Source organism: Sphaerisporangium album, from assembly GCF_003323745.1.
Classification (GTDB): domain Bacteria; phylum Actinomycetota; class Actinomycetes; order Streptosporangiales; family Streptosporangiaceae; genus Sphaerisporangium; species Sphaerisporangium album.
Genome location: NZ_QOIL01000007.1, coordinates 107715 through 128845, shown reverse-complemented (window position 1 = coordinate 128845; position 21131 = coordinate 107715). Strand labels below are relative to the sequence as shown.

Annotated in this window: 20 protein-coding genes; 12 read left to right on the top strand and 8 right to left on the bottom strand. The window is 72.6% G+C overall.

The features are described 5' to 3' along the window. The first annotated feature begins 383 nt into the window (after positions 1-383). The gene (gene hemE / locus DQ384_RS14545) at positions 384-1421 is read left to right on the top strand and encodes a uroporphyrinogen decarboxylase (protein WP_114029322.1); all 1038 of its coding nucleotides are present in this window, start codon (positions 384-386) and stop codon (positions 1419-1421) included. A gap of 37 nt (positions 1422-1458) precedes the next feature. On the opposite strand, the gene DQ384_RS14540 is transcribed toward hemE, so the two are convergent. Continuing rightward, positions 1459-2517, bottom strand: coding sequence for a DUF4349 domain-containing protein (locus tag DQ384_RS14540; protein ID WP_114029321.1), 1059 nt, complete (start codon positions 2515-2517; stop codon positions 1459-1461). Positions 2518-2675: 158 nt separating this feature from the next. Between DQ384_RS14540 and hemG the strand changes: the two genes are divergently transcribed. The 5 genes from hemG (at position 2676) to ligD (ending at position 7879) form a co-directional block, all read left to right on the top strand. Continuing rightward, positions 2676-4124 carry a protoporphyrinogen oxidase gene (gene hemG / locus DQ384_RS14535; RefSeq protein ID WP_114029320.1) on the top strand — a complete coding sequence of 483 codons (1449 nt, stop codon included), beginning with the start codon at positions 2676-2678 and terminating at the stop codon, positions 4122-4124. Between the two features lie 81 nt (positions 4125-4205). Then, entirely contained in the window at positions 4206-4910 is a 705-nt protein-coding gene (hemQ, locus tag DQ384_RS14530; protein ID WP_342769396.1) for a hydrogen peroxide-dependent heme synthase, read from the top strand. 230 nt (positions 4911-5140) lie between these two features. Beyond that, entirely contained in the window at positions 5141-5692 is a 552-nt protein-coding gene (locus DQ384_RS14525; RefSeq protein WP_114029319.1) for a hypothetical protein, read from the top strand. Positions 5693-5795: 103 nt separating this feature from the next. Further along, positions 5796-6197: a peptide-methionine (R)-S-oxide reductase MsrB gene (gene msrB / locus DQ384_RS14520; protein ID WP_114029318.1), complete on the top strand. Its 402-nt coding sequence runs from the start codon at positions 5796-5798 to the stop codon at positions 6195-6197. A 677-nt stretch (positions 6198-6874) separates the two neighbouring features. After that, positions 6875-7879, top strand: coding sequence for a non-homologous end-joining DNA ligase (gene ligD / locus DQ384_RS14515; protein WP_114029317.1), 1005 nt, complete (start codon positions 6875-6877; stop codon positions 7877-7879). A 113-nt stretch (positions 7880-7992) separates the two neighbouring features. On the opposite strand, the gene DQ384_RS14510 is transcribed toward ligD, so the two are convergent. Next, entirely contained in the window at positions 7993-8865 is an 873-nt protein-coding gene (locus DQ384_RS14510; RefSeq protein WP_220182949.1) for a hypothetical protein, read from the bottom strand. 212 nt (positions 8866-9077) lie between these two features. On the opposite strand from DQ384_RS14510, the gene DQ384_RS14505 reads away from it, so the two are divergent. Further along, complete coding sequence (locus tag DQ384_RS14505; RefSeq protein ID WP_114029316.1) at positions 9078-9290, top strand: hypothetical protein; 213 nt, start codon at positions 9078-9080, stop codon at positions 9288-9290. Between the two features lie 162 nt (positions 9291-9452). On the opposite strand, the gene DQ384_RS14500 is transcribed toward DQ384_RS14505, so the two are convergent. Next, positions 9453-10292 carry an LLM class F420-dependent oxidoreductase gene (locus DQ384_RS14500; RefSeq protein ID WP_114029315.1) on the bottom strand — a complete coding sequence of 280 codons (840 nt, stop codon included), beginning with the start codon at positions 10290-10292 and terminating at the stop codon, positions 9453-9455. Positions 10293-10437: 145 nt separating this feature from the next. Beyond that, a complete protein-coding gene (locus tag DQ384_RS14495; RefSeq protein ID WP_220182948.1) occupies positions 10438-11586 on the bottom strand; it encodes a carbohydrate kinase family protein in 1149 nt (382 codons plus the stop codon). Positions 11587-11720: 134 nt separating this feature from the next. On the opposite strand from DQ384_RS14495, the gene DQ384_RS14490 reads away from it, so the two are divergent. Further along, a complete protein-coding gene (locus DQ384_RS14490; protein ID WP_114029313.1) occupies positions 11721-12479 on the top strand; it encodes a DeoR/GlpR family DNA-binding transcription regulator in 759 nt (252 codons plus the stop codon). 43 nt (positions 12480-12522) lie between these two features. Next, positions 12523-13875: a 6-phospho-beta-glucosidase gene (locus DQ384_RS14485; RefSeq protein WP_114029312.1), complete on the top strand. Its 1353-nt coding sequence runs from the start codon at positions 12523-12525 to the stop codon at positions 13873-13875. A gap of 28 nt (positions 13876-13903) precedes the next feature. Here DQ384_RS14485 and DQ384_RS14480 read toward each other — a convergent pair whose 3' ends face one another. After that, positions 13904-14116: a hypothetical protein gene (locus DQ384_RS14480; RefSeq protein WP_114029311.1), complete on the bottom strand. Its 213-nt coding sequence runs from the start codon at positions 14114-14116 to the stop codon at positions 13904-13906. A 100-nt stretch (positions 14117-14216) separates the two neighbouring features. Further along, entirely contained in the window at positions 14217-14525 is a 309-nt protein-coding gene (locus DQ384_RS14475) for a hypothetical protein (RefSeq protein WP_114029310.1), read from the bottom strand. Between the two features lie 239 nt (positions 14526-14764). Here DQ384_RS14475 and DQ384_RS14470 point away from each other — a divergent pair, with 239 nt between their 5' ends. Together DQ384_RS14470 and DQ384_RS14465 are read left to right on the top strand one after the other, a co-directional pair. Next, positions 14765-15499 (top strand): AfsR/SARP family transcriptional regulator, encoded by a 735-nt coding sequence (locus DQ384_RS14470; RefSeq protein ID WP_114029309.1) that lies wholly within the window; start codon positions 14765-14767, stop codon positions 15497-15499. A 144-nt stretch (positions 15500-15643) separates the two neighbouring features. Further along, the gene (locus DQ384_RS14465) at positions 15644-16240 is read left to right on the top strand and encodes a hypothetical protein (protein WP_114029308.1); all 597 of its coding nucleotides are present in this window, start codon (positions 15644-15646) and stop codon (positions 16238-16240) included. Positions 16241-16328: 88 nt separating this feature from the next. Here the strand turns inward: DQ384_RS14465 and DQ384_RS14460 are convergent, their stop codons facing one another. Both DQ384_RS14460 and DQ384_RS14455 read right to left on the bottom strand, forming a co-directional pair. Then, positions 16329-17429: an ATP-dependent DNA ligase gene (locus DQ384_RS14460; RefSeq protein WP_245966473.1), complete on the bottom strand. Its 1101-nt coding sequence runs from the start codon at positions 17427-17429 to the stop codon at positions 16329-16331. Continuing rightward, positions 17426-18148, bottom strand: a complete 723-nt coding sequence (locus DQ384_RS14455) for a pyrimidine reductase family protein (protein WP_114029307.1) — start codon at positions 18146-18148, stop codon at positions 17426-17428. The genes DQ384_RS14460 and DQ384_RS14455 overlap by 4 nt, the downstream gene beginning before the upstream one ends. A 234-nt stretch (positions 18149-18382) precedes the next feature. On the opposite strand from DQ384_RS14455, the gene DQ384_RS14450 reads away from it, so the two are divergent. Next, the gene (locus DQ384_RS14450; RefSeq protein ID WP_147268776.1) at positions 18383-21118 is read left to right on the top strand and encodes an ABC transporter substrate-binding protein; all 2736 of its coding nucleotides are present in this window, start codon (positions 18383-18385) and stop codon (positions 21116-21118) included. Positions 21119-21131: the final 13 nt, after the last annotated feature.

The window sequence follows — 21131 nt, the reverse complement described above, 5'->3', positions numbered from 1 at the left end:
GTCCCGAAAGTGGTCACCGAATCGCCGCCGCGCGGTGATTTGACGAACATTTGAACCAGCCGCGACATGATCACGGACCTCTCGTGAGACGTACTGTACCCGCGCCTGGGAGCGGGTTGACGCGGCCTGCCCTCCGGTACGGGCCCCGGTCTGGCCATCGAACCAGACATAGTGTACGGATCGCGGCTTCCGTAATCATCGCCGGACATCCGCCCGGTAAATATCGTTTTCGCGGCAAGCTTTGGTATTGCCCCCCGGGCCGCCGCCCGGGCCCGCGAACCACCCGGACCGGGCCCTCGCCACCCCTCGCCCTCGCCGGCGGCGCGGGAGGTGAGCACGTACGCGATACGTGGACCGGCACCCCGCCATGGCACCCTGGAAGAGTGAACTCCGAGACCGCCGAGTCCCCATTCATCCGCGCATGCCGCCGCCTGCCGGTGCCGCACACCCCTGTCTGGTACATGCGGCAGGCGGGCCGCTCACTGCCCGAGTACCGCGCCGTCCGCTCCGACGTGCCGATGCTCACCGCGTGCGCGACCCCCGAGCTGATCGTGGAGATCACGATGCAGCCCGTGCGGCGGTACGGCGTGGACGCGGCGATCTTCTTCAGCGACATCGTCGTGCCGCTCAAGGCGATCGGCGTCGACCTCGACATCAAGCCCGGCGTCGGCCCGGTGGTGGCCGAGCCGGTCCGCGACCGTAAGGCCATCGACGCGCTGCGCCCCCTGGACCCCGACGACGTGCCCTACGTCACCGAGGCCGTCCAGGCGCTGGCCAAGGAGCTCGGCCCCACCCCGCTGATCGGCTTCGCGGGCGCGCCGTTCACGCTCGCGTCCTACCTCATCGAGGGCGGTCCCTCCAAGAACCACGACCACACCAAGGCCATGATGTACGGCGACCCCGCGCTGTGGCACGCGCTCATGGGCCGCCTCACGGACATCACCATCGCCTACCTGCGGGTGCAGGCCGACGCGGGCGCCTCGGCGCTCCAGCTCTTCGACTCCTGGGTCGGCGCCGTCGCCCCCGAGGACTACCGCGAGTTCGTCCTCCCGTACACCAGCCGCATCTTCGCGAGCCTGGCCGACCTGGACGTGCCGCGCATCCACTTCGGCGTGGGCACCGGCGAACTGCTCGGGCTGCTCGGCGAAGCCGGCGCCGACGTCGTGGGGGTCGACTGGCGCGTACCGCTGGACGAGGCCGCCCGCCGGGTCGGCCCGGGCAAGGCCCTCCAGGGCAACCTGGACCCGGCGATCCTGCTCGCGCCGTGGGAGGTCGCCGAGCGCCGCGCCCGCGACATCCTGGAGCGCGGGCGGGCGGCCGAGGGGCACGTGTTCAACCTCGGCCACGGAGTGCTGCCGTCCACCGACCCCGGCCAGCTCGCCCGCCTCACCGACCTCGTCCACGAGGCCTCCGCCCGCTGACGGCCGCCGCCGGGCGGGCCTTGTCCCGGCGTCCCGGTCACTTTCCCGGCAGGGGCGGCTCCGGGGCGGGCTTGTCGTCCGCCGGGATCCGCACCGCGTCGCCGTCCGCGCCCTCACTCCCGGGGGCGGCCGGGGCGGTGTCGCCCGGGTCCTGGGGTCGCGCGGCCGCGCGGCGGCGTCGCGCGCGCCGGCGCAGGGCGGCGACGGCGGCCCACACCACCGCGAGCACGACGAGCCAGGGGAGCAGCGCGCCCAGTACCGTCAGCGCGACCTTGACGGTGGTCACCAGGGCGTTCCAGCCGTCCTTGAGACCGCTCAGGAAGCCCGGCGGGTCGTCATCCGGCTCCTGGACGACCGCGGCGGGCCCGACGAGGCGCAGGGTGAGCGTGGCCTCGGCGGTGCGCGCCGCCAGCGTCTTCTGCCGGGCCTGTAGCGACTCCAGGTCGGCCTCCCTGGCGGAGATCTCCCGCTCGACCGACAGGACCTCCCCGATCGTCTTGGCCTTGCTCAGGAGCGAGCGCAGCTGGTCGAGCGAGGACCGGGCCGACTTCAGGCGGCTGTCGACGTCGGCGACCTGCTCGGTCACGTCCTCGGTGGCCTGGCGCAGCGCCTCCCGCCTGCCGAGCTCCTTGCCGAGCCGTCCGAGAACGGCCTGGTACTGGCCGGGCGGGAGCTTGAAGACGAGCGTCGCGCCTCCCTCGCTCCCGTACGAGGTGGACTCCTCGTTGTCCAGGCGCCCGCCCGCCGCGCCGACGATCTGCTTGGCCTTGTCGGCGGCCGTCGTCACGTTCGTGGCCCTCACCGTCAGATCGCCGGTGTAGACGATCGACCGCACCGGCTCGGCGATCTTCACGGGGGCGCCCGTCCCGGCGGTCCCCGCGCTCGCCTGTGGAGCCACCCCGCCGGAACTCGCCGACTCGGCCGCCCCCGCGTACTCCTTCACCTCCGCCGGCATCGGCGCCCGTGCTGCCTGGGATCCTCCGCCGGCGTTGTCGGCGCTGGTGGCGACAACGCCCCCGCCTCCGCAGCCGGCCAGCAGGACGATCGCCCCCGCGAGGGACGCCAGCAGGGCCGAGCGGCACCGTAATCTGCTCATGCCCCTGTGACGGGTCCGGCGGGTGCGGGGTTGGGTGGCGCGCGTCACAATGGCGTCACGTTCTCGACGGGCGCCGCCCCCTAGTGGCGCCGGCCTCGTCCCCAGGCCGGTCCGGCCGCCGTTCGGGGCGACGCCCCGGCCGGGTAACGTCTTGGGGCATGGAAGGGACTCGGCGGCACGTCGTGGTCGTGGGCGGGGGCATAGCGGGTCTGGCCGCGGCGTGGCATCTACGGCACGAGGGCGCCGGCCTCGCGGTGACCGTCCTGGACGGCGCACCCCGCGTCGGGGGCAAGCTGCGGGTGTCGGAGGTCGCGGGCGTCCCCGTCGACGAGGGCGCCGAGGCGATGCTGGCCCGCCGTCCCGAAGGTCGCGATCTGGCCCGCGCCGCCGGCCTCGGCGGCGAGCTCGTCCACCCCGCGCCCGTCGGCGCCTCGGTGTACAGCAGGGGAGCGCTGCGGGCCATGCCCAAGCGGCAGGTCATGGGCGTCCCCGCCGACCTGGCCGAGCTCGGGCGCTCGGGCATCCTCTCGCCGGCCGGGCTGGCCCGGGTGCCGTTCGACCAGATCCTTCCCGCGACGCTGATCAGCTCCGACGTGTCCGTGGCCGCCTACGTCCGCGCGCGCATGGGCGGCGAGGTCGTCGACCGCCTGGTCGAGCCGCTGCTCGGCGGGGTCTACGCCGGCCGCGCCGAGACGCTCTCGCTGGACGCCACCATGCCGCACATCGCGGCCGTGGCCCGCACCGAGCGCTCGCTGCTGAGGGCCGCGCGCGGCATCGCCGGCGACGCCCCGAAGGACGCCGGGTCGGTCTTCACCACGCTGAGCGGCGGCATGGGCGCCCTGCCCGAGGCCGTGGCCCGCGCCTCGGGCGCCGAGATCAGGACCGGCGTCATGGTGCGCGAGCTGCGGCGCACGCCCGAGGGCTGGCGCCTGCTGACCGGTCCCACGCGATCCCCCGAGGTCGTCGAGGCCGACGCCGTGGTCGTCGCGGTGCCCGCCCCGGCCGCGGCCCGGCTGCTCGCCGCCGAGGTCCCCAAGGCCGCCGCCGAGCTCGCCCGCGTCGAGTACGCCAGCATGGCGATCATCACACTGGCCTACCCGCGCGCGGCGTTCCCCGAGCCGCCGTCCGGCAGCGGCTACCTGGTGCCCCCGGTCGAGGGGCGTCCGGTCAAGGCGGTGACGTTCAGCACGGTGAAGTGGCCCCACCTGGCCGACGCCGATCCCGGCGCGCTGCTGCTGCGCTGCTCCATCGGCCGCCTCGGCGAGGAGTACCTGCTCCAGCGCGCCGACGACGAGCTGGTCGCCCTGGCGATGGGGGAGATGGCCGAGGTCATGGGCGTGCGCGGGCTGCCCCTGGACAGCCGGGTGACCCGCTGGGGCGGCGCCCTGCCGCAGTACGAGGTGGGCCACCTGGACCGGGTGGCGCGGGTCCGCGCGGCCGTGGCCGTCCAGCCGGGGCTGGCGGTCTGCGGCGCGGCCTACGACGGGCTCGGCGTGCCCGCGTGCGTGGCGACCGCGCGTACGGCGGCGGCGGGCATCCTCGCGTACCTCGCCGAGCGGCGCGAGGGAGAATGGCGGGAGGACCACCCGGCGGCCGGCGCCCGCTGAGCGGTCCCACGCGATGGTGACGAGCGGCGCCGGGACGAACGGCGCCGGGACGACGAACGCTCCGATGGAAGGCGAGTTGAAGTGACGACGGAGAGCGGCGCGCGGCCCAAGGCCCGCGATCTCAACCAGGTCATCCGCTACACCATGTGGTCGGTCTTCCGGGTGCGCGAGCCGCTGCCGGGCGACCGGCAGGACGTCGCGCACGAGGTCGAGTCCGTGCTCTCGCAGGCCGCGGAGAAGGACGTCGTGACGCGCGGCGCCTACGAGGTGGCGGGGTTCCGCGCCGACGCCGACTACATGTTCTGGTGGCACGCCCCCGCGCCCGAGGACCTGCAGGAGGTCTACGGGCGCTTCCGGCGCACGTCCCTGGGCCGCGCCAGCGAGCCGGTGTGGTCGGTCATGGCGCTGCACCGGCCGGCCGAGTTCAACAAGTCGCACATTCCGGCGTTCCTCGCCGAGGAGCAGCCGCGCGGCTACGTGTGCGTGTACCCGTTCGTGCGCTCCCTGGAGTGGTACCTGCTGGAGGACTCCGAGCGCCGCGCCATGCTCGCCGAGCACGGCAGGCTGGCCCGTGACTATCCCGACGTGCGGGCGAACACGGTGGCGTCGTTCGCGCTCAACGACTTCGAGTGGATCCTCGCGTTCGAGGCCGACGAGCTGCACCGCATCGTCGACCTGATGCGCCACCTGCGCGCGTCGGAGGCTCGCCGGCACACCAGGCTGGAGGTGCCGTTCTACACGGGCACCCGCAAGCCGCTGGAGGAGCTGGTCACCGCCCTGCCGTGACCGCTGATTCCCCCTAAACGGGACGTCTGTCACTGACACCCCAAAAGTAACCATGTCTGATATTGCGGGAACAACCCACGCGGGTCCGCGATCTTTGGCATACTCGGGGTGATTCCCGTGTCGACGTGAGGCAGAGGGTGAACAGGGGCAATGGCCTGGCACGTTCCAGGCGAGGGGGGCACCGGCGGCGCAAGGGCCGCCGTGCGTTGTTATTGGAGATCTTCTCCGGGGTGGCCGCCGTAGCGGTGGCGGTCCTGGCCGTCGTCGCGGTGTTCGCGCGTCCCCAGGACGGCGCCGCCGCGGCGCCCGCGCCGAGTGCGCCGACCGGCGGTACGGCCTCGCCGTCCGTCCCGGCGGACCCGGGCGTCACGGCCGGTCCTGACGTCACGGCCGCGGACGCCGCGCCCGCCAAGAAGGCGAAGAAGAAGCCGCGCGACCCCGCCGACACCGCGTCGGGGCCGAGCCGGCACACCGACGGCAAGGCGATCAGCTACTTCAAGCAGCGGTGGGCGAAGGACAAGGCCCTCAAGCGGGTCACCGACATCAGGACGACCGGGAAGTACCTGCGCATCTACACCGACCTGCCGCAGTCGGCGCACAACTCCAAGGCCGCGATCGACCTGTGCAAGCGGGGCATGGAGTACCTGCTCCAGGAGGTCGGCGACCAGAGCCCCGTGGTGTTCGTGCAGGCGAAGTACGGGCAGAACGGCAACCCGGTCCTCGCCAACATCCTCGGCCCGGACGACACCTCCTGCCGCCTGTCCGCCCCGTCTCCCAAGTAGGCGGGGCGCCCGGGGGCGCGCGAGGAATGACGGAGTCCTTACGTGTCCCCGCGGCGCACGTCCGCGGACGGCGGCCTCGGCCGGGCCCGCATAGGCTGGGGGCATGGAAAAGGTGGTCAAGAGCGACGCCGAGTGGCGCGTCCAGCTGTCCCCCGAGGAGTTCCGCGTCCTGCGCCAGGCGGGCACCGAGCGTCCGTACACCGGGGAGTACGTCGACACGAAGACCGTGGGGGTCTACTCCTGCCGCGCCTGCGGGGCCGAGCTGTTCCGCTCCGAGGCCAAGTTCGACTCCCACTGCGGGTGGCCCTCGTTCTTCGAGCCGACCGGGTCCGACGCCGTGACGCTGATCGAGGACCGCTCGCTCGGCATGGTGCGCGTCGAGGTCCGGTGCGCCCGCTGTGACTCCCATCTCGGGCACGTCTTCCACGGTGAGGGCTACCCGACCCCCACCGACGACCGGTACTGCATCAACTCCGTCTCCCTCCGCCTCGAACCGGCCGGCTGACCGAGCCGTACCTCTCCACGGGCCGGGAAGGGCCGCGGTAAGGCCGTGGCAAGGCCGCGGTAAGGCCATGGTTCCGGCCCGCGGACCGGCTCCTCCGCCGGAGTGATCGGCCGGGTGCGAAGAGTAACGAACGGCGCATGGCCGCGTCATGCGCGGGTACAGACGCTTCAGGGTGCACCACCCGCAGACTCTGGTTTCGTTCGGTCTGGAGCTCTGTGCACATACGCCACAGGTGGGAGACCATCGAGGCCATCGGCCAGGTGGTGACGCAGCGATGCGAGATCTGTGGCAGGACCCGGGTGCGGGTCATGAAACCGCCCAAACCCCGGCGACGCCGCCCGGAATGACCGGGCGGCCCGATTCCGGAGACAACCCCGGGTGCGTATACGGACCGTCGTCCCGGCGGAAAGCTTTCCGCGCCGAGCATCCTTCCGGCCCGCTTCCGGCGTCTTCACCGGTATGGGGGCTGATCACCTCCTACGAGGAAGATCGCCGGTACATCCCCGCTTCCGCGCGCCGTTCGGGGAGGTCGCCGGACGGGTGAAACGTCAGCGCCCGCCCGGCGGGCGATCCCGGGGGGTCCGTCCCGTCCGAGCGCACGGTCCGCCACCGAGGCGCTCCGGGACGGACCGTCCCCCACCTGCTTTTTGTCACCGCCGGCGGGTACGGTCGGAGACATGGCGTCGCCGTTCATCGAGCTCAATGTCGGAGACCGGGTCATCAAGGTCACGAACCCGGACAAGATCTATTTCCCCGAGATCGGGGCGACCAAGCGCGACCTGGTCGAGTACTACGTCTCCGTCGGTGATGGCGCGCTGCGCGCCCTCAGAGACCGCCCGACCTACCTCAAGCGCCACCCCGACGGGGTGGCCACCGAGGCGATCTACCAGAAGCGCATCCCGCCCAAGCATCCCGAGTGGCTGCAGACCGTCACGATCCGCTTCCCGAGCGGGCGCACGGCCGACGCCCTCCGGGTGACCGAGGTGGCCGCGATCGCCTACTGCGCCAACCTGGCCACGATCGACTTCCACCCCTGGCCCACCCGCGCCGACGACGTCGAGCATCCCGACGAGCTGCGCATCGACATCGACCCCCAGCCCGGCACCGGCTTCGAGGACGCGCGGGTCGCCGCGTTCGTCGTCCGCGAGATCCTCGACGAGTTCGGCATGCGCGGCTTCCCGAAGACCTCCGGCAGCCGGGGCATCCACATCAACGTGCGCATCCAGCGCGACTGGTCCTTCACCGAGGTGCGCCAGAGCGCCATCGCGCTCGCCCGCGAGGTCGAGCGCCGCCGTCCCGACCTCGCCACGACCGCCTGGTGGAAGGAGGAACGCGGCGAGAAGGTCTTCATCGACTACAACCAGAACGCCCGCGACCGCACCATCGCCAGCGCCTACTCCGTCCGCGCCAAACCCCACGCCCCGGTCTCCACGCCCGTGACCTGGGAGGAGCTGGCCGACGTCGACCCGCGCGACTTCGACATCCGCACGGTCCCGCCCCGGTTCGCCGAGCTCGGCGACGTCCACAGGGAGATCGACGACCGCGCGTTCACCATCGAGCCGCTCCTGGAGCGGTACGCGAAGGACGAGCGCGGCGACATGCCCTACCCGCCCAACTACCCGAAGATGCCCGGCGAGCCCAAGCGCGTCCAGCCCAGCAAGGCCAGGCCCGAAAACGGGTGACGTCCGCGCCCGGCCCGCACCGGCTCCTCATGGTGGCGTTGCCGGCCGCATGCCGTCGCTGGCCTGGCTCCCACCGAGGCGCTGGCCTCCGCCTGACGAGGTCGCCGCGTCAGTCAGGTGGACGGGGACGTCCAGCGGTCGAGCGCGGTGGTGATGGTGGTGAGCCAGCCGGCCACGGGACCGAGGGTGATCAAGCCGCTGCCGGCGCCGGCGAGCTCTCCCGCGGCGGGCAGCAGGCGGGCGCGTACCCGTTCCAGCACCACACGGTCCCCGAGAACCAGGGCGGGCGCCGCCTCCAGGCAGCACAGTGCCTCGTACAGGAGGTCCGCGGGCGGCTCCGGCAGGGCGCGCAGCGCCGCCCGCGCCTCGGCGTGGCGGCCCGCGCGCAGCGAGAAGAAGGGCTCGGCCCAGGGACGGTACGGACCCCAGTCCGCCGCCGGGTCGACGGCCTCGGCCGTCTCCCGCGCGGAGGACGGGCGGCCCGCGAGGCGCAGGCACAGCCGGGTGAGCGGCGGCAGGCCGCGCTCCACGCCCGGCATCCCGGCACCCTCCAACCGGGCGGCGGCCTCGACGTAGGCGGCCTCGGCGCGCGCGAGCCGCCCGTGGGCGGCAAGCCGTAGCGCGCGGTACCACTCGGTGAAGACGCCCACCAGCGGCCGTTCGTGGCGCTCGGCCAGCAGGTCGGCGGCGGCGGCGTGCTCGTCGGCCGCCGCGAAGTCGGCCAGCGCGCCGCGGGCCTGCAGCCGGATCAGATGCCCGAGAACCTCGAAGGTCACGAGGCCGTGCCGGGCGGCCAGCGCGACCAGTTCGGCGCCGATCTCGTCTCGCCGCGACGCGAGGCCCGCCCGGGTGCAGGACTGCATGAACACCCCGTTGAGGGCGAACGCCAGCAGCGCGGGATCCTCCAGCCGGCGGGCGATCTCCTCGGCCTCGTGCGCCGCCTGAGGCCCGCGGACGTTGTCGCCCTCGCCCGCGCCCTGGGACACGAGCGGTTGCAGATCGCCGGGGAGCTTCGGAAGCTGCTGAGCCGCTGACGGACCCGCCCGGGCCTCGGGTCCGTGAGCGCATGCCCGGCCGGCCCAGGCGCGTCCAGCCCGGCAGGGCCCGCGCCGATCACCTATCGCCGACGGCGCCGCTCGCGGCTATCGTGTTCGGGGTACGGTGGCCGAGCCGTGTGATCAAGGCGGTGGACTGACCGATGAACACGGTCTGGCTGTGGTGGGCCGGTCTGGCGCTGGGCTCGTTCGCGATCCTCGAGACCTGGGCGCTGCTCAACAAGAAAGAGGGCGACACGCTGTCCGAGCGGCTGCGCGCGTGGCTCGGCATCTACCCGGTCAAGCACTGGCGCCTCGCCACCAGCGCCGCCCTGATCGGCTTCCTCGTCTGGTTCGGCTGGCACATCGTCTTCTAGCGGCTCCGTCTTCTAGCGGCCTCTAGCGGCTCCGCGTTCCAGTGGCTTCGTCTTCCGGAGGCTGCCAGAGGCTCTCGCGGGCTCACAGGCAGCCTGTCCGTCCGTTTCCGCCGCCGGACGAGGCTCGCGGTGCCCCGTCCGGCGTACGGACGCCAGATCGGCTCAGGCGAACAGCACCCCGGCCAGGGCGCGGTACCCGGGCAGCGGGTCCTCCCCGTCAGCCGTCAGGAGCTGGACGTTCACGTGGTCGGCTCCCGCGGCGAGGTGCTCGTCGACGCGCCGCTTGATCGTCTCGGGCTCGCCCAGGGCGACGAGCGCGTCGACGAGCCGGTCGCTGCCCTCACCCGACAGGTCTTCGTCGCCGAAGCCGAGCCTGCGAAGATTCGCGGTGTAGTTGGTGAGCTTGAGGTAGAAGGCCACGGTCGAGCGCGCGATCTTCCGGGCGTGCTCGATGTCGCCGGACACGACCACCTTCTGCTCGGGCGCGAGCAACGGCCCCGCGCCGACGATCTCCCGCGCCTGCCGGGTGTGCTCGGGCGTGGTGAGATACGGGTGGGCGCCCGCGCTCCTGTCCGCGGCGAGCCGCAGCACCCTCGGCCCGAGCGCGGCCAGCGCCCGGCCCTCGACCGGCACCCCCGCCGCGTCCAGCCCGTCGAGATAGGCGGCGAGCGCGTCGTAGGGCTTGGTGTAGCGCGCCGTGGCCTCGCGGTGCCCGGCGCCGACGCCGAGCAGGAAACGTCCGGGGTGGGCGTCCGAGACGCGGTTGTAGGCGGCGCCGACGGTCGCGGGGTCGTCCTGCCAGATGTTGACGATGCCGGTGGCCACGGTCAGCGTGGAGGTCGCGGCGAGAAGTTCGTCGACGATGCGCAGGTCGCCGCCCGGCGACCCGCCGAGCCAGATCGCGCCGTAGCCGAGCTCTTCGAGCGAGGCCGCCAGGGCGGGCGTCACCTGTGACGCCGCGCGCCACACCCCCACCTTGCCGAGCGCGGGCCATGTCGTCATGATGCTCCTTCACATTCGTTCGTCCGCGTGATCAGGCGCGGGAGGACGCCCTGGCCCGGAGGGCCCAGGCGCGAGAACTCCGGCCGTGGGCGGGCTATTCCCGTGAGCGATGGGAAGAACGGGGACGGTGGGGCCGTGGCCGCGGTCAGCCCCCCTGCCTGTCGACCGGCTCGGCCCCGGCGGAGACGTCGGCGTGCAGGGACATCGTGGCGGCCGCCCGCCGCACGGCCCCCACCGGCACGGTGGGCACCAGCTTGTCCAGGAAGGCGTAGCGGCGGGCGAGCGACTCGATGTAGGCCCCGCTGCGACCCGAGGCCTCCCGCACGTCGTGCCACCAGTCGGCGATGTCCCCCCACCCCGGCGCGGCCAGCGACCCGCCGAACTGCTGCACGGCGAGCGCGGAGCAGACCCCCGCGAAGGCCAGGCGGTCGGCGAGCGGCCAGTGGGCCAGGGTGCCGAGCACGAGCCCGGCCCCGAAGACGTCCCCGGCGCCGGTCGGGTCGAGCGCGGTCACCCGAAGCGCCGGGACGTACGCCTCCTCGCCGGTGATGGAGTCGATGGCCATGGCGCCGTTGGCCCCGTCGGTCACCACGGCCAGCGGGACGCGGTCGGCGATGGCGTACAGAGCCTCGCGGGGCGTCTCGGTGTTGGTGTAGGCCATGGCCTCGACGGCGTTCGGCATGAACGCGTGGCAGACCTCCAGCTGGTCGAGCAGGGAGGGGGCCCAGGTCTCCGAGGGATCCCAGCCCACGTCGGCGAAGATCAGCGCGCCGTCCTTGCGGGCCTGGTCGGCCCAGGTGCACGAGTCGGAGCTGCCGAGCGGCTCCTCGAAGGACAGAGGCGCGATCACGGCGCTGGAGCGCGGGGGACGCCCGATCATCTCTGTCGCGGCCATGGGCGAGGGGTGGCCGTGGGTCACCATGCTGCGGTCGCGGTTGACGGCCATGGAGACGGTCACGGGGGAGTGCCACTGCTTGAAACGGCGCGATCTCGACAGGTCCACGGATTCCTGCTCGGACAGGATGCGCCAGTTGAAGTCGGCGTAGTCGTCGTCGCCGAACGCGGCCGCCATGGAGGTGCGCAGCCCGAGGCGGCTGGCGGCGATGGCGAGGTTGGCGATGCCTCCGGGGCAGGACCCCATCCCTTCGGCCCACACCTCGGTGCCGGCGGCGGGCATCGCCTGGAGCCCGGTGAAGACGATGTCCAGGAACACGGTGCCGGCGGTGAACACGTCGAACTCCGGCCCCTCTGGACTGCGTAGAGCGGCGAGTGGGTCGTAGGCCTGGACAGACACGGAAGTGAGTCCTCCTCGACGGCGCGAAGAATGTGCGCACTCTTGCATGTTTTGGTCGCCCATATCAAGAGTCGACGGACGATGGTGCGCATTTTTGCTTAGTTGTGCTCGTAGATGACTGATACGATCCTCGAGTGCTCCAGCGCGTCCGGCATGCCGAGATCATGCGGCGCGTCCGTCTCGCCGGGGCGACCAGCGTGCGCGACCTCGCCGCGCAGCTCGGCGTCAGCCCCTCGACGATCCGGCGCGATCTCGAACTCCTCGACCGCGACGGCACGCTCAGGCGCGTGCGCGGCGGGGCGCTGGCCCATGACGACGCCGACGTCGACCTGCCCTTCGCCGAGGTCGCCGCCGTGGACGAGAGTCACAAGGACGCCGTGGCCGCCCGCGCGGCCGGGCTCGTGCGCGACGGCGACGTCGTCCTGCTCGACATCGGCACGACCACGGTCAGGGTCGCCCACCACCTGCGCGACCGGCCCGTCACCGTCGTCACCTCCAGCATGGCCGTCCTGGACGTGCTGCGCGGCGACCCGGCGGTCGAGGTGCTGGTGCTCGGCGGCATGCTGCGCCGTGCCTACCATTCCCTCGTGGGCGTGCTCACCGAGCAGGCCCTGCGCCAGGTGTGCGTCGACCGCCTGTTCCTGAGCGCCAGCGGCGTGCGGCCCGACGGGCAGGTCACCGACTCCACGGTGGCCGAGGTCCCCCTGAAGCGGGCCATGATGGCGGCGGCCGGGCAGGTCGTCCTGGTCGTGGACCGGCACAAGTTTCCCGGCTCGGGCGCACTGCGCGTGTGCGGGCCGGACGAGCTCGACGCCGTGGTGACGAACGAGGGCGCCGACGAGGCGACCCTGCGCGCGCTCGGCGAGGCGGGCGCCGAGGTGCTGCTGACATGAAATGCCGCGCCGCGAGGCGGCGGGGCGAGCGCGAGGAGCGAGCATGAGGTTGACCATCCTCGGTGGTGGCGGTTTCCGCGTCCCGCTGGTGTACGGCGCGCTGCTGGGCGACACCGGCAGGCCGCGGGTGGAGGAGGTCGTCCTGTACGACCTGTCCGAGGAGCGCCTGTCGGCCATGGGCCACGTGTGCGCCCAGCTCGCCGCCGGGCGCGACGACCCGCCGCGCGTCCGCGCCACCACCGACCTGGACGACGCGCTGCGCGACGCCGACTTCGTCTTCTCGGCGATCCGCGTCGGCGGCCTGGAGGGACGCACGGCGGACGAGCGGGTCGCTCTCGGCCTCGGGCTGCTCGGCCAGGAGACGGTCGGCCCCGGAGGCATCGCGTTCGGGCTGCGGACGATCCCGGTGGCCCTGCGGGTCGCCGAGCGCGTCGCCGCCGTGGCCCCCCGGGCGTGGGTCATCAACTTCACCAACCCCGCGGGCATGATCACCGAGGCCATGCAGCGGGTGCTGGGCGACCGTGTGGTGGGCATCTGCGACTCCCCGCTGGGGCTGGTCCGCCGGGCCGCGCGGTCCCTCGGCGTGGACCCCGGCCGGGCCGCCCCCGACTACGTCGGGCTGAACCACCTCGGCTGGCTGCGCGGCCTCGTCCACGACGGGCGGGACGTCCTGTCCGACCTGCTCGCCGACGACACGGCGCTCAAGGGGGTGGAGGAGGCGCGGTTGTTCGGCCCCGACTGGGTGCGGTCGCTCGGCGCGCTGCCGAACGAATACCTCTATTACTACTACTTCACCCGCGAGGCCGTGGCCGCCGTCGGCGGCGCCCCGCAGACCCGGGGCGAGGCGCTGGTGCGGCAGCAGACGGAGTTCTACGCGGCGGTCGCGCGCGACCCCGGGCACGCCCTGGACGCCTGGCGGCGCGCCCGCCGGGAGCGCGACGCGTCCTACATGGCCGAGACCCGCGAGACCGCGCGGGCGGGGGAGCGCGACGCCGTCGACCTCGCGGCGGGCGGGTACGAGGGCATCGCGCTCGCGCTGATGACCACGATCGCTCGGGGCGGCACCGCCACCATGATCCTCAACGTGCGCAACGGCACGGCGGTCCCCGGGCTGCCCCCGGAGGCGGTGGTGGAGGTGCCGTGCGCGGTGGACCCCGGCGGGGTGCGCCCGCTGGCGACCCGGCCGCTGCCCGGCCAGTTCCTCGGGCTCGTCCAGCAGGTCAAGGCCGTCGAGCAGCTCGTCATCGAGGCCGCCGTGACCGGTTCTGCGGCCGTCGCCGTGCGGGCCTTCGCCTCCCACCCGCTCGTGGACTCGGTGTCGGTGGCCCGTTCGCTGCTGGACGGCTACCGCGCCCGCATCCCCGAGCTCGCGGCCGTCCTGCACCCCGCCGGGTAGCCCGGCGGGGACGCCCGCCATGACGGGCTCAGGCGGCCAGGCGGGGCGAGCTCAGCTCGGAGCCGAGGCGGCGGACGTCCACGCCGCCCTGCCGCACCAGGCGCACCGACGGGTTGGAGCCGTCGCACAGCAGGCCGTACAGCAGGTCCTCGCCGGTCTTCCGCCGCCTCCGCGACGCCCCGACCCCGCCGAGCGGAGCGAGGCCACAGGCACAGCGGTGCGGGGGGCGGCGGAAGAACACCGACTCGAAGGCGCACAGAACCCGCCTGAGCCGAGCGAGGTCATAGGCGCAGCCCGGCCAGGCGGGTCAGGCCTGGCCGGGGTGTGGTGCGGATCTCCGGTTACTCGGACGGAATCTCGCTGGTCGTCATCTCGCCGGCGGTCTTCTCGCTGAGGGACCCGGTGCGGTAGACGCCCCATATCTGGCCGGGGGTTTCGGCGGACGTGCTGGAGTAGGCCTTGCAGACCAGGGTCTGAGCGGAGTACCCCTGCTGCTGGATCTCGGGGATGGCGCTCTGGCACGCCGTCAGGGATTCGTAGCCGCCGTTGACCAGGTCATCGGAGGGTACCGACGCCTGCGCCGCAGTGGCGGCCGCGGGCAGGACGAACGCGCCGCTCAGGACGAGCGCGGCAAAGACGTTTCTCCTCATGGAGGTCTCCTCTCGTGCCGCCGCGGAAGATGGCGGCACCGTGAGCGTCCCCCGGCCCCCGTCACCCCGGCATGACGGGCGCGTGACGGTGGCGCGCCGCCGCCGGTGCGCCTCTGTTCCGCAAACGATGCGCATAACCGGACGAACCGCCACGAACCGGGGTACATAGCGGGGAGGAACGGCGACGGGAGGGGCTGCTTACCAGACGACTCGCTTTCCACGTGAGAGGCAGCGCAACTATGGAGAGCGGCGACCGGCCCGCGCTGCGGGTCGTTCTTCTGGGCGGCTTCCGGCTGCTGGCCGGGGACGAGCAGGTGACGGTCTCGGGTGGATCCGAGCGCCTTCTGTCCTTCGTCGCGCTCTGCGGCCAGGCCGTCCCCCGTACCCTCATGGCGGGCACGCTGTGGCCGGACCGGCCCGAGCGGCGCGCGTACTCCAGCCTCCGGTCCGCCCTGGCCAGGCTCGAAGGGGCCGGGAGGCAGATACTCGACGTCGGCGCCACCGAGGTGCGCCTGAGCCAGGACGCCGGGGTGGACATCGAGGAGGCGCGGTCGCTGGCGCGCCGCGTCCTGGACCCCGACACGCCCACCCCCGTCCGGGACCTCAGCGCGGACTCCGTCGAGAGCCTGTCGGTGGACCTGCTGCCCGGCTGGTACGAGGACTGGGTGGTCCGGGAGGCCGAGGACTGGCACCAGCTCCGCCTGCACGCCCTGGAGGCCCTCGCGGAGGACTTCATCGCGGCCGGTCGCTTCGCCGACGCGGTCGCCGCCGCCGGGGTGGCCGTCCGCGCCGAGCCCCTGCGCGAGAGCTCGCACGCCGCGCTGATCCGCGCCCATCTCGCCGAGGGGAACCAGGCCGAGGCGCTGCGCGACTACGAGCGGTACGAGCGCCTGCTCGAGACCGAGCTGCGCCTCCGGCCGACCCCCCTGGTGAGCGATCTCGTCGCCGGACTTCGCGCGGTGGCTCAGCCCTGAGGCGGGCGGGGGAGTCGCTCGCCGGTCACGTCGGAGTCACGGTGCGGTGGCGGACGGCCCGTAAGGCTGTGGTCGAAACGCCAAGGAGGCCACCGCGACGTCCGGACGATCGACGTGGGTGGCCCGCGACGAAAGGAATCGGCCATGGTCAGCAAACGCTGCCTGATGGTTCTCGGGCCGGCGGCCATCTCCTTCGCTCTCTGGTCGGCCGGAGCCGCCCAGGCATCCGCCGCACAGCCCTCCATGACCAGGCCGGTGGTCGCCGCCGGCGCCGTGACCGCCTCGACGGTGGGGTACTCGGACGGCTACGACGACGACGGCTACGGCAGGGACAGGGGCTCCGAGCGCGGCCGGTTCTCCGAGCGGATGGACCGGGACCGCGGCATGGACCGGGACCGCGGCATGGAGCGCGGCCGAGGTTCGGAGCGCGGCCGGTTCTCCGAGCGGATGGACCGGGACCGCGGTATGGACCGGGGCCGAGGCTCGGAGCGCGGCCGCTTCTCCGAGCGGGAGGATCGGGGCCGAGGTTCGGAGCGCGGCCGGTTCTCCGAGCGGATGGAGCGCGGCCGGTTCTCCGAGCGGGAGGAGCGCGGCCGAGGTTCGGAGCGCGGCCGGTTCTCCGAGCGCATGGAGCGCGGCCGAGGTTCGGAGCGCGGCCGGTTCTCCGAGCGGATGGAGCGCGGCAGAAGTTCCGAGAGGATCGGCAGGTCGGAGCGAGACAGGTTCGGCGGCAGGGACTAGCGGCCCCCCCGGGCCATCGGCTCCGATCGCGCACCAGAGGGACATGAGCACCACTCATGTCCCTCTCCGCGTCCGCCCCGGGCGGCGCTCAGCGCGCCAGGATGTCGTCCAGGTTGTAGTCGACCGGCCGTTCGAGCTGCTCGTAGGTGCACGACTCCGGCGTCCGGTCGACGCGCCACCGGCGGAAGTGGGCGGTGTGCCGGAAACGCTGCCCCTCCATCTGCCCGTAGGCCACCTCGACGACCAGCCGTGGTTCGAGGGGGATGAACGAGAGGTCTTTGCCGGCGCTCCACCGGGAGATCGCGCCGGGCATGCGCTGGGTGGTGTTCTCGTCCTGCGACATCCAGGAGTTCCACGGGTGGGCGGAGAGGTCGGCCAGCAGGTACGGCTTCAGCTCGTCGATCAGCTCGGCCCTGCGCTTCATCGGGAACGACGCCGACACGCCGACGTGATGCAGCACGCCCGCCGCGTCGTACAGCCCGAGCAGCAGCGACCCGACGATGGGCCCGGACTTGTGCTCGCGGTAACCGGCGACGACGCAGTCGGCCGTGCGCTCGTGCTTGACCTTCAGCATCGTGCGCTTGTCCGGCTCGTACGGCTGGTCGGAGGGCTTGGCGACGATGCCGTCGAGCCCCGCCCCCTCGAACATCTCGAACCACTCGGCCGCCCGCTCGTCGTTACTGGTGACGGGGGTCAGGCGGATCAGGTCGCCCGCGCCGGCCAGCGCGCCGACGAGGCGGGCGCGGCGCTCGCCGAACGGGGTCTCCATGAGGTTCTCGTCGCCGATGGCCAGCAGGTCGAAGGCGATGAAGGACGCCGGGGTCTGCTCGGCCAGCAGCCGCACCCGGGAGGCGGCCGGGTGGATGCGCTGCTGCAGCGCGTCGAAGTCGAGGATCTGGCCCCGGCGCAGGACGATCTCGCCGTCGAGGACGCAACGCTCGGGCAGTTCGCGCTTCACCGCCTCGATCAGCTCGGGGAAGTAGCGGTTGAAGGGACGTTCGTTGCGGCTGCCGAGGTACACCTCGTCGCCGTCGCGGAAGACGATGCACCGGAAGCCATCCCATTTCGGCTCGTACAGCATGGTGCCGTTCTGTGGCGGCACGTTCTTGATCGCCTTGGCGAGCATCGGCGCCACGGGCGGGACGACCGGCAGGTTCATCTCGGGGACGGGCTGGGCGGGAAGGGTCATAGCGGCTCCCGGGTGTACTTGCAGAAGAGGAAGCCTTCTTCCTCCAGGACGTGCGCGAGATGCAGGCGGAGCTGCGAGGCCGGGCCGTTGAGGATGCGCGCGGCGTCCCCTCCGGCCATGATCGGGCTGATCGTGAGGCACAGCTCGTCCACCAGGCGGGCCGCCGCGAGCTGCGCGTTGACGCGGGGGCCGCCCTCGCAAAGGACCTGGCCGAGACCCCGCTCGCGCAGCCCGGCGAGCGCCACCGGCAGGTCCACCCGCTCGTCTCCCGCGACGATGACCTCGGCGTTCCTGGCGGCCTCGTCGCGCCGGTCCTTGGGGGCGCTCTCGGTCGTGATCACGATGGTCCTGGCGTAGGGCTGCGCCTCGGTGAACAGGGGGCTGCCGAGGTCGAGGTCGAGCTTGCGGGTCACGACCGCGATGGGCGGGGCGGGCGGGCGTCCCGAGCGCAGGTCCGGCCAGGACGCGCGGGGGCGGGCCGGGCCGTACCCCTCGGTGCGGACGGTCGCCGCGCCGGCCAGCACGACGTCCGACAGCGCCCGCAGGACGCCGAAGAGGCGGCGGTCGCCCGGGCCGGAGAGGCCCTCGGAGAGCCCCTTCAGCCAGGCGCCCCCGTCGACTCCGGCCACCATGTTGATGCGCAGCCACTCGCCGCGCGGGTAGGCGTACGCCTCGGCGAGGTTCACGTCGTCGGCGGGGGCGGGCAGGATGCGTCGCACGCTCTCTACCTTGGCACAGGCGGGTTGGAGTGTACGCGCAGGGATCGCGGGACGGATGCGAAGCAACATTTTGGCATATATCGCGACACGTGAGCTGCGCAGTGCGTAGAGTCACCGCGCCGTCTGCGGAGTGCCTCGGAGGAAACGGGTCGGTGGGGCCGCGAGGGGCCGGCACGGCGTGACCTGAGATCCAGCCGGATCCGCGCGGCGCGCGGCATGACCCAGGAGGGTGCGGTGCGGACACCAGCCAGTCCTGTCCCGGACGAGACGGGCGAAGAGGGCGAGCCGCCTCTGCCGCGCAATGTCCAGTACCTCTTCATGCGGATCGACGACGTCGCCGTGGAGCGCCCGGCCACGCGCAGGCTGCCGGTCGTCCTCTTACGACGTGAGGCCGGGACCGGCCCTCAGGCGGCGGAGGAGCCGGCCGAGGGGGAGGGGACGGACGGCGCGGCGAGCCGGATGATCACCGTCTACCGGGACCGGCTGCGCCGCCGCTCGGCGGGCATGGTGGGGCTGGTCCCGCACGCGTACGTCGAGGACGCCGCGCTGACGCGGGGCGGCGCCCGAGATGACGACGAAGGCGGCGCCGAGCCGCATATCCGCGTCGTCTCGACGATCGCCGCGCAGTTGGAGCGCTCGATGCCGCCGGGGAGCGGGACGCTCCGGCTGTCCCGCTACCAGACGCTCCACGCCATTCTGGGTACCCGCGTCGGCGGCGGAAGCGGGGCGCGCCGGCGGCTGCGTGACCGGCTGTACGAGGACCTCACGGAGAGGCGGCCCTGGCTCGGCCGGCTGGCGAGCCTCGCGGAGGCGGGCGGAAGGAACGCGCTCACCGGGGTGCTGCTCAAGCTGTTCGAGATGCTGGTCGTCGGCGTACCGCGCTGGGTCTACGGGGTGTGGCTCGGCCGTAGCCGAAGTTGGCGCTGGGTGGGAGCACGGCTCAGGATTCCCGGCCGCGATTTCCTCAAGGTCGCCATGGAACTGGCCGCGGACGGGGATGTCCGGCACGACGACGTCCTGACGCAGCGGATCCTGCTGATGGCCCTGATGAGGGATCTTGACGAGGCCGCGCGCCCCTCACGCCTGTGGGTGCACCGCGTGCGCCGGCCCTGGCCGTTCGTCGTGCTGCTCGCCACGGTCGGCGACGAGGACAGCCCCAGCCGGCGTTTCCTCGACAACTACGTCAGCGCGGGCGAGACCGGCTCGTCCGCCTCGTCCTCTCCTCCGCCCTCACCCCCGCCCCTGCTGGTACTCGGCGCGCTCACCGGCAAGGTGCCTTCCTACGCCGTCGCCCTCACCCCGGACCCCGAGTCCAAGCGGCCGGACGACCTCGCCGTCCAGGTGCGCGACCTGTACGCCGGGCGCTCAACCGGCCTGCCGGCCGGGGGCGTGTACGTCGTGCCGCTCTCGAAGGAGGACGACGACGGGGCGGCCGAGCAGTGGCTGCGCACCACGTTCGAGGTGCCCGCGCGGGAGAACCGCCACGGCGACTACGTGCGTCCGATCTTGTCCATGCTGGTCCCGCTGGCGCTGGTGGCCGGCGCGCTCTTCGCCGTCCACCCGTGGCGGCCGTCGGCCTGCCAGGAGGTGACGACCGGAGAGATCGTCGGGGTCACCGACGGCCAGGAGTGCAGCCTCGCGGCCGGTGAGAAGGGGCAGGAACTGCGAGATCTGGAGCAGAAGGTCTCCGAGCAGAACCGCGCGGTCGAGAAGGAGGGAAAGCCCTACCGGTCGGTGGTGTTCTTCGCACCGCTCAGCGTGAGCACCGATTCGGGAGAGACGGCCCCGAACGGCCTGCAGGGACTGCGTGGAGCGATCATCGCCCAGGCGCAGCTGAACAGGCAGGAGGTCAAGCGGCCGATGCGCATCCGATTGCTCATCGCCAACGCCGGCCAGTACTTCGCCTACGGGGCGCAGAACTCCGACGGGCCGGATGTGGCCCAGGAGATCATCAAGCGGAAGGACCACGACCGCATCGCCGCCGTCATCGGCATCACGCAGAGCCGCCCGGAATCGCTGCGGGCGATCGGGGAACTGGACGCGGCGCAGATCCCCGTGGTGGGCATCTCGGTCACCGGCAGCGAGATGCTCGACAAGGCCCCCGACCGCTACTTCCAGGTGTCGCCGCAGAACCGGCGGATCGCCAAGGTGATCGCGGAGTTCCTCGCTCACCACGCGCCGGCCTCGACCACCAGGCCGGCGGTGGTGGTGTACGACCCGGAGGACACCTACTTCAGCAAGGACCTGATGACCAAGTTCACCGAGGCGTACACGGCCTACGGGGCGACGGTCGAGGAGGTCGCGTATTCGGAGAAGGACAACGGTCCGAGTACCGACGGCGTCGCACGGCGGATCTGCGCGCGGGCCCGGAACTCCGGGGCCTTCGTCGTGTACGCGGGACGATCGGCGGTGATGCCCGATCTGCTCGGCACCATGCAGAGCATCGGTGAATGCCACATGAACGACACGAAGATCGACGTCCTCGCCGAGAGCCCCCCGGCGAAGTTCCTCGAAGATCCGGCTCTCGCGGAGAACGCCTACTCGTTCATGAACCTGTACTACGTGGGATTCAATGCGGGGGGCGCCGGGGCGGGCAATGACGGCTACGACCATTTCTCCAGCCAGTTCAAGGACCGGTTCCCGGCCGGTCAGGCGAACTCCGACGCGGCCGGGGGATACGACGCGCTCCGCGTCGTCTCTCAGGCCGTCAACGGAACGTATCCGAAGTACCCCGACGGGAGCTTCGGGCCTAACGAGGTCTACGGCCAGCTCTACGATCCCGGAGTCGTCGACTATCTTGGCGCGTCCGGTGTCCTGACGCTCAACAAGAACGACAGGTTCCCCGCGAGGAAGGCCGTGTACATCCTGCGACCCACCGGCGGCAAGGTCGACACGCTCATGGCGTGCGGGCGGCTCCCGGACCAGAGCGATCCCTCGACCTGGCAGGGCGGCTCCTGTCCCGGCGATTAGGTCCTCCGCGTCG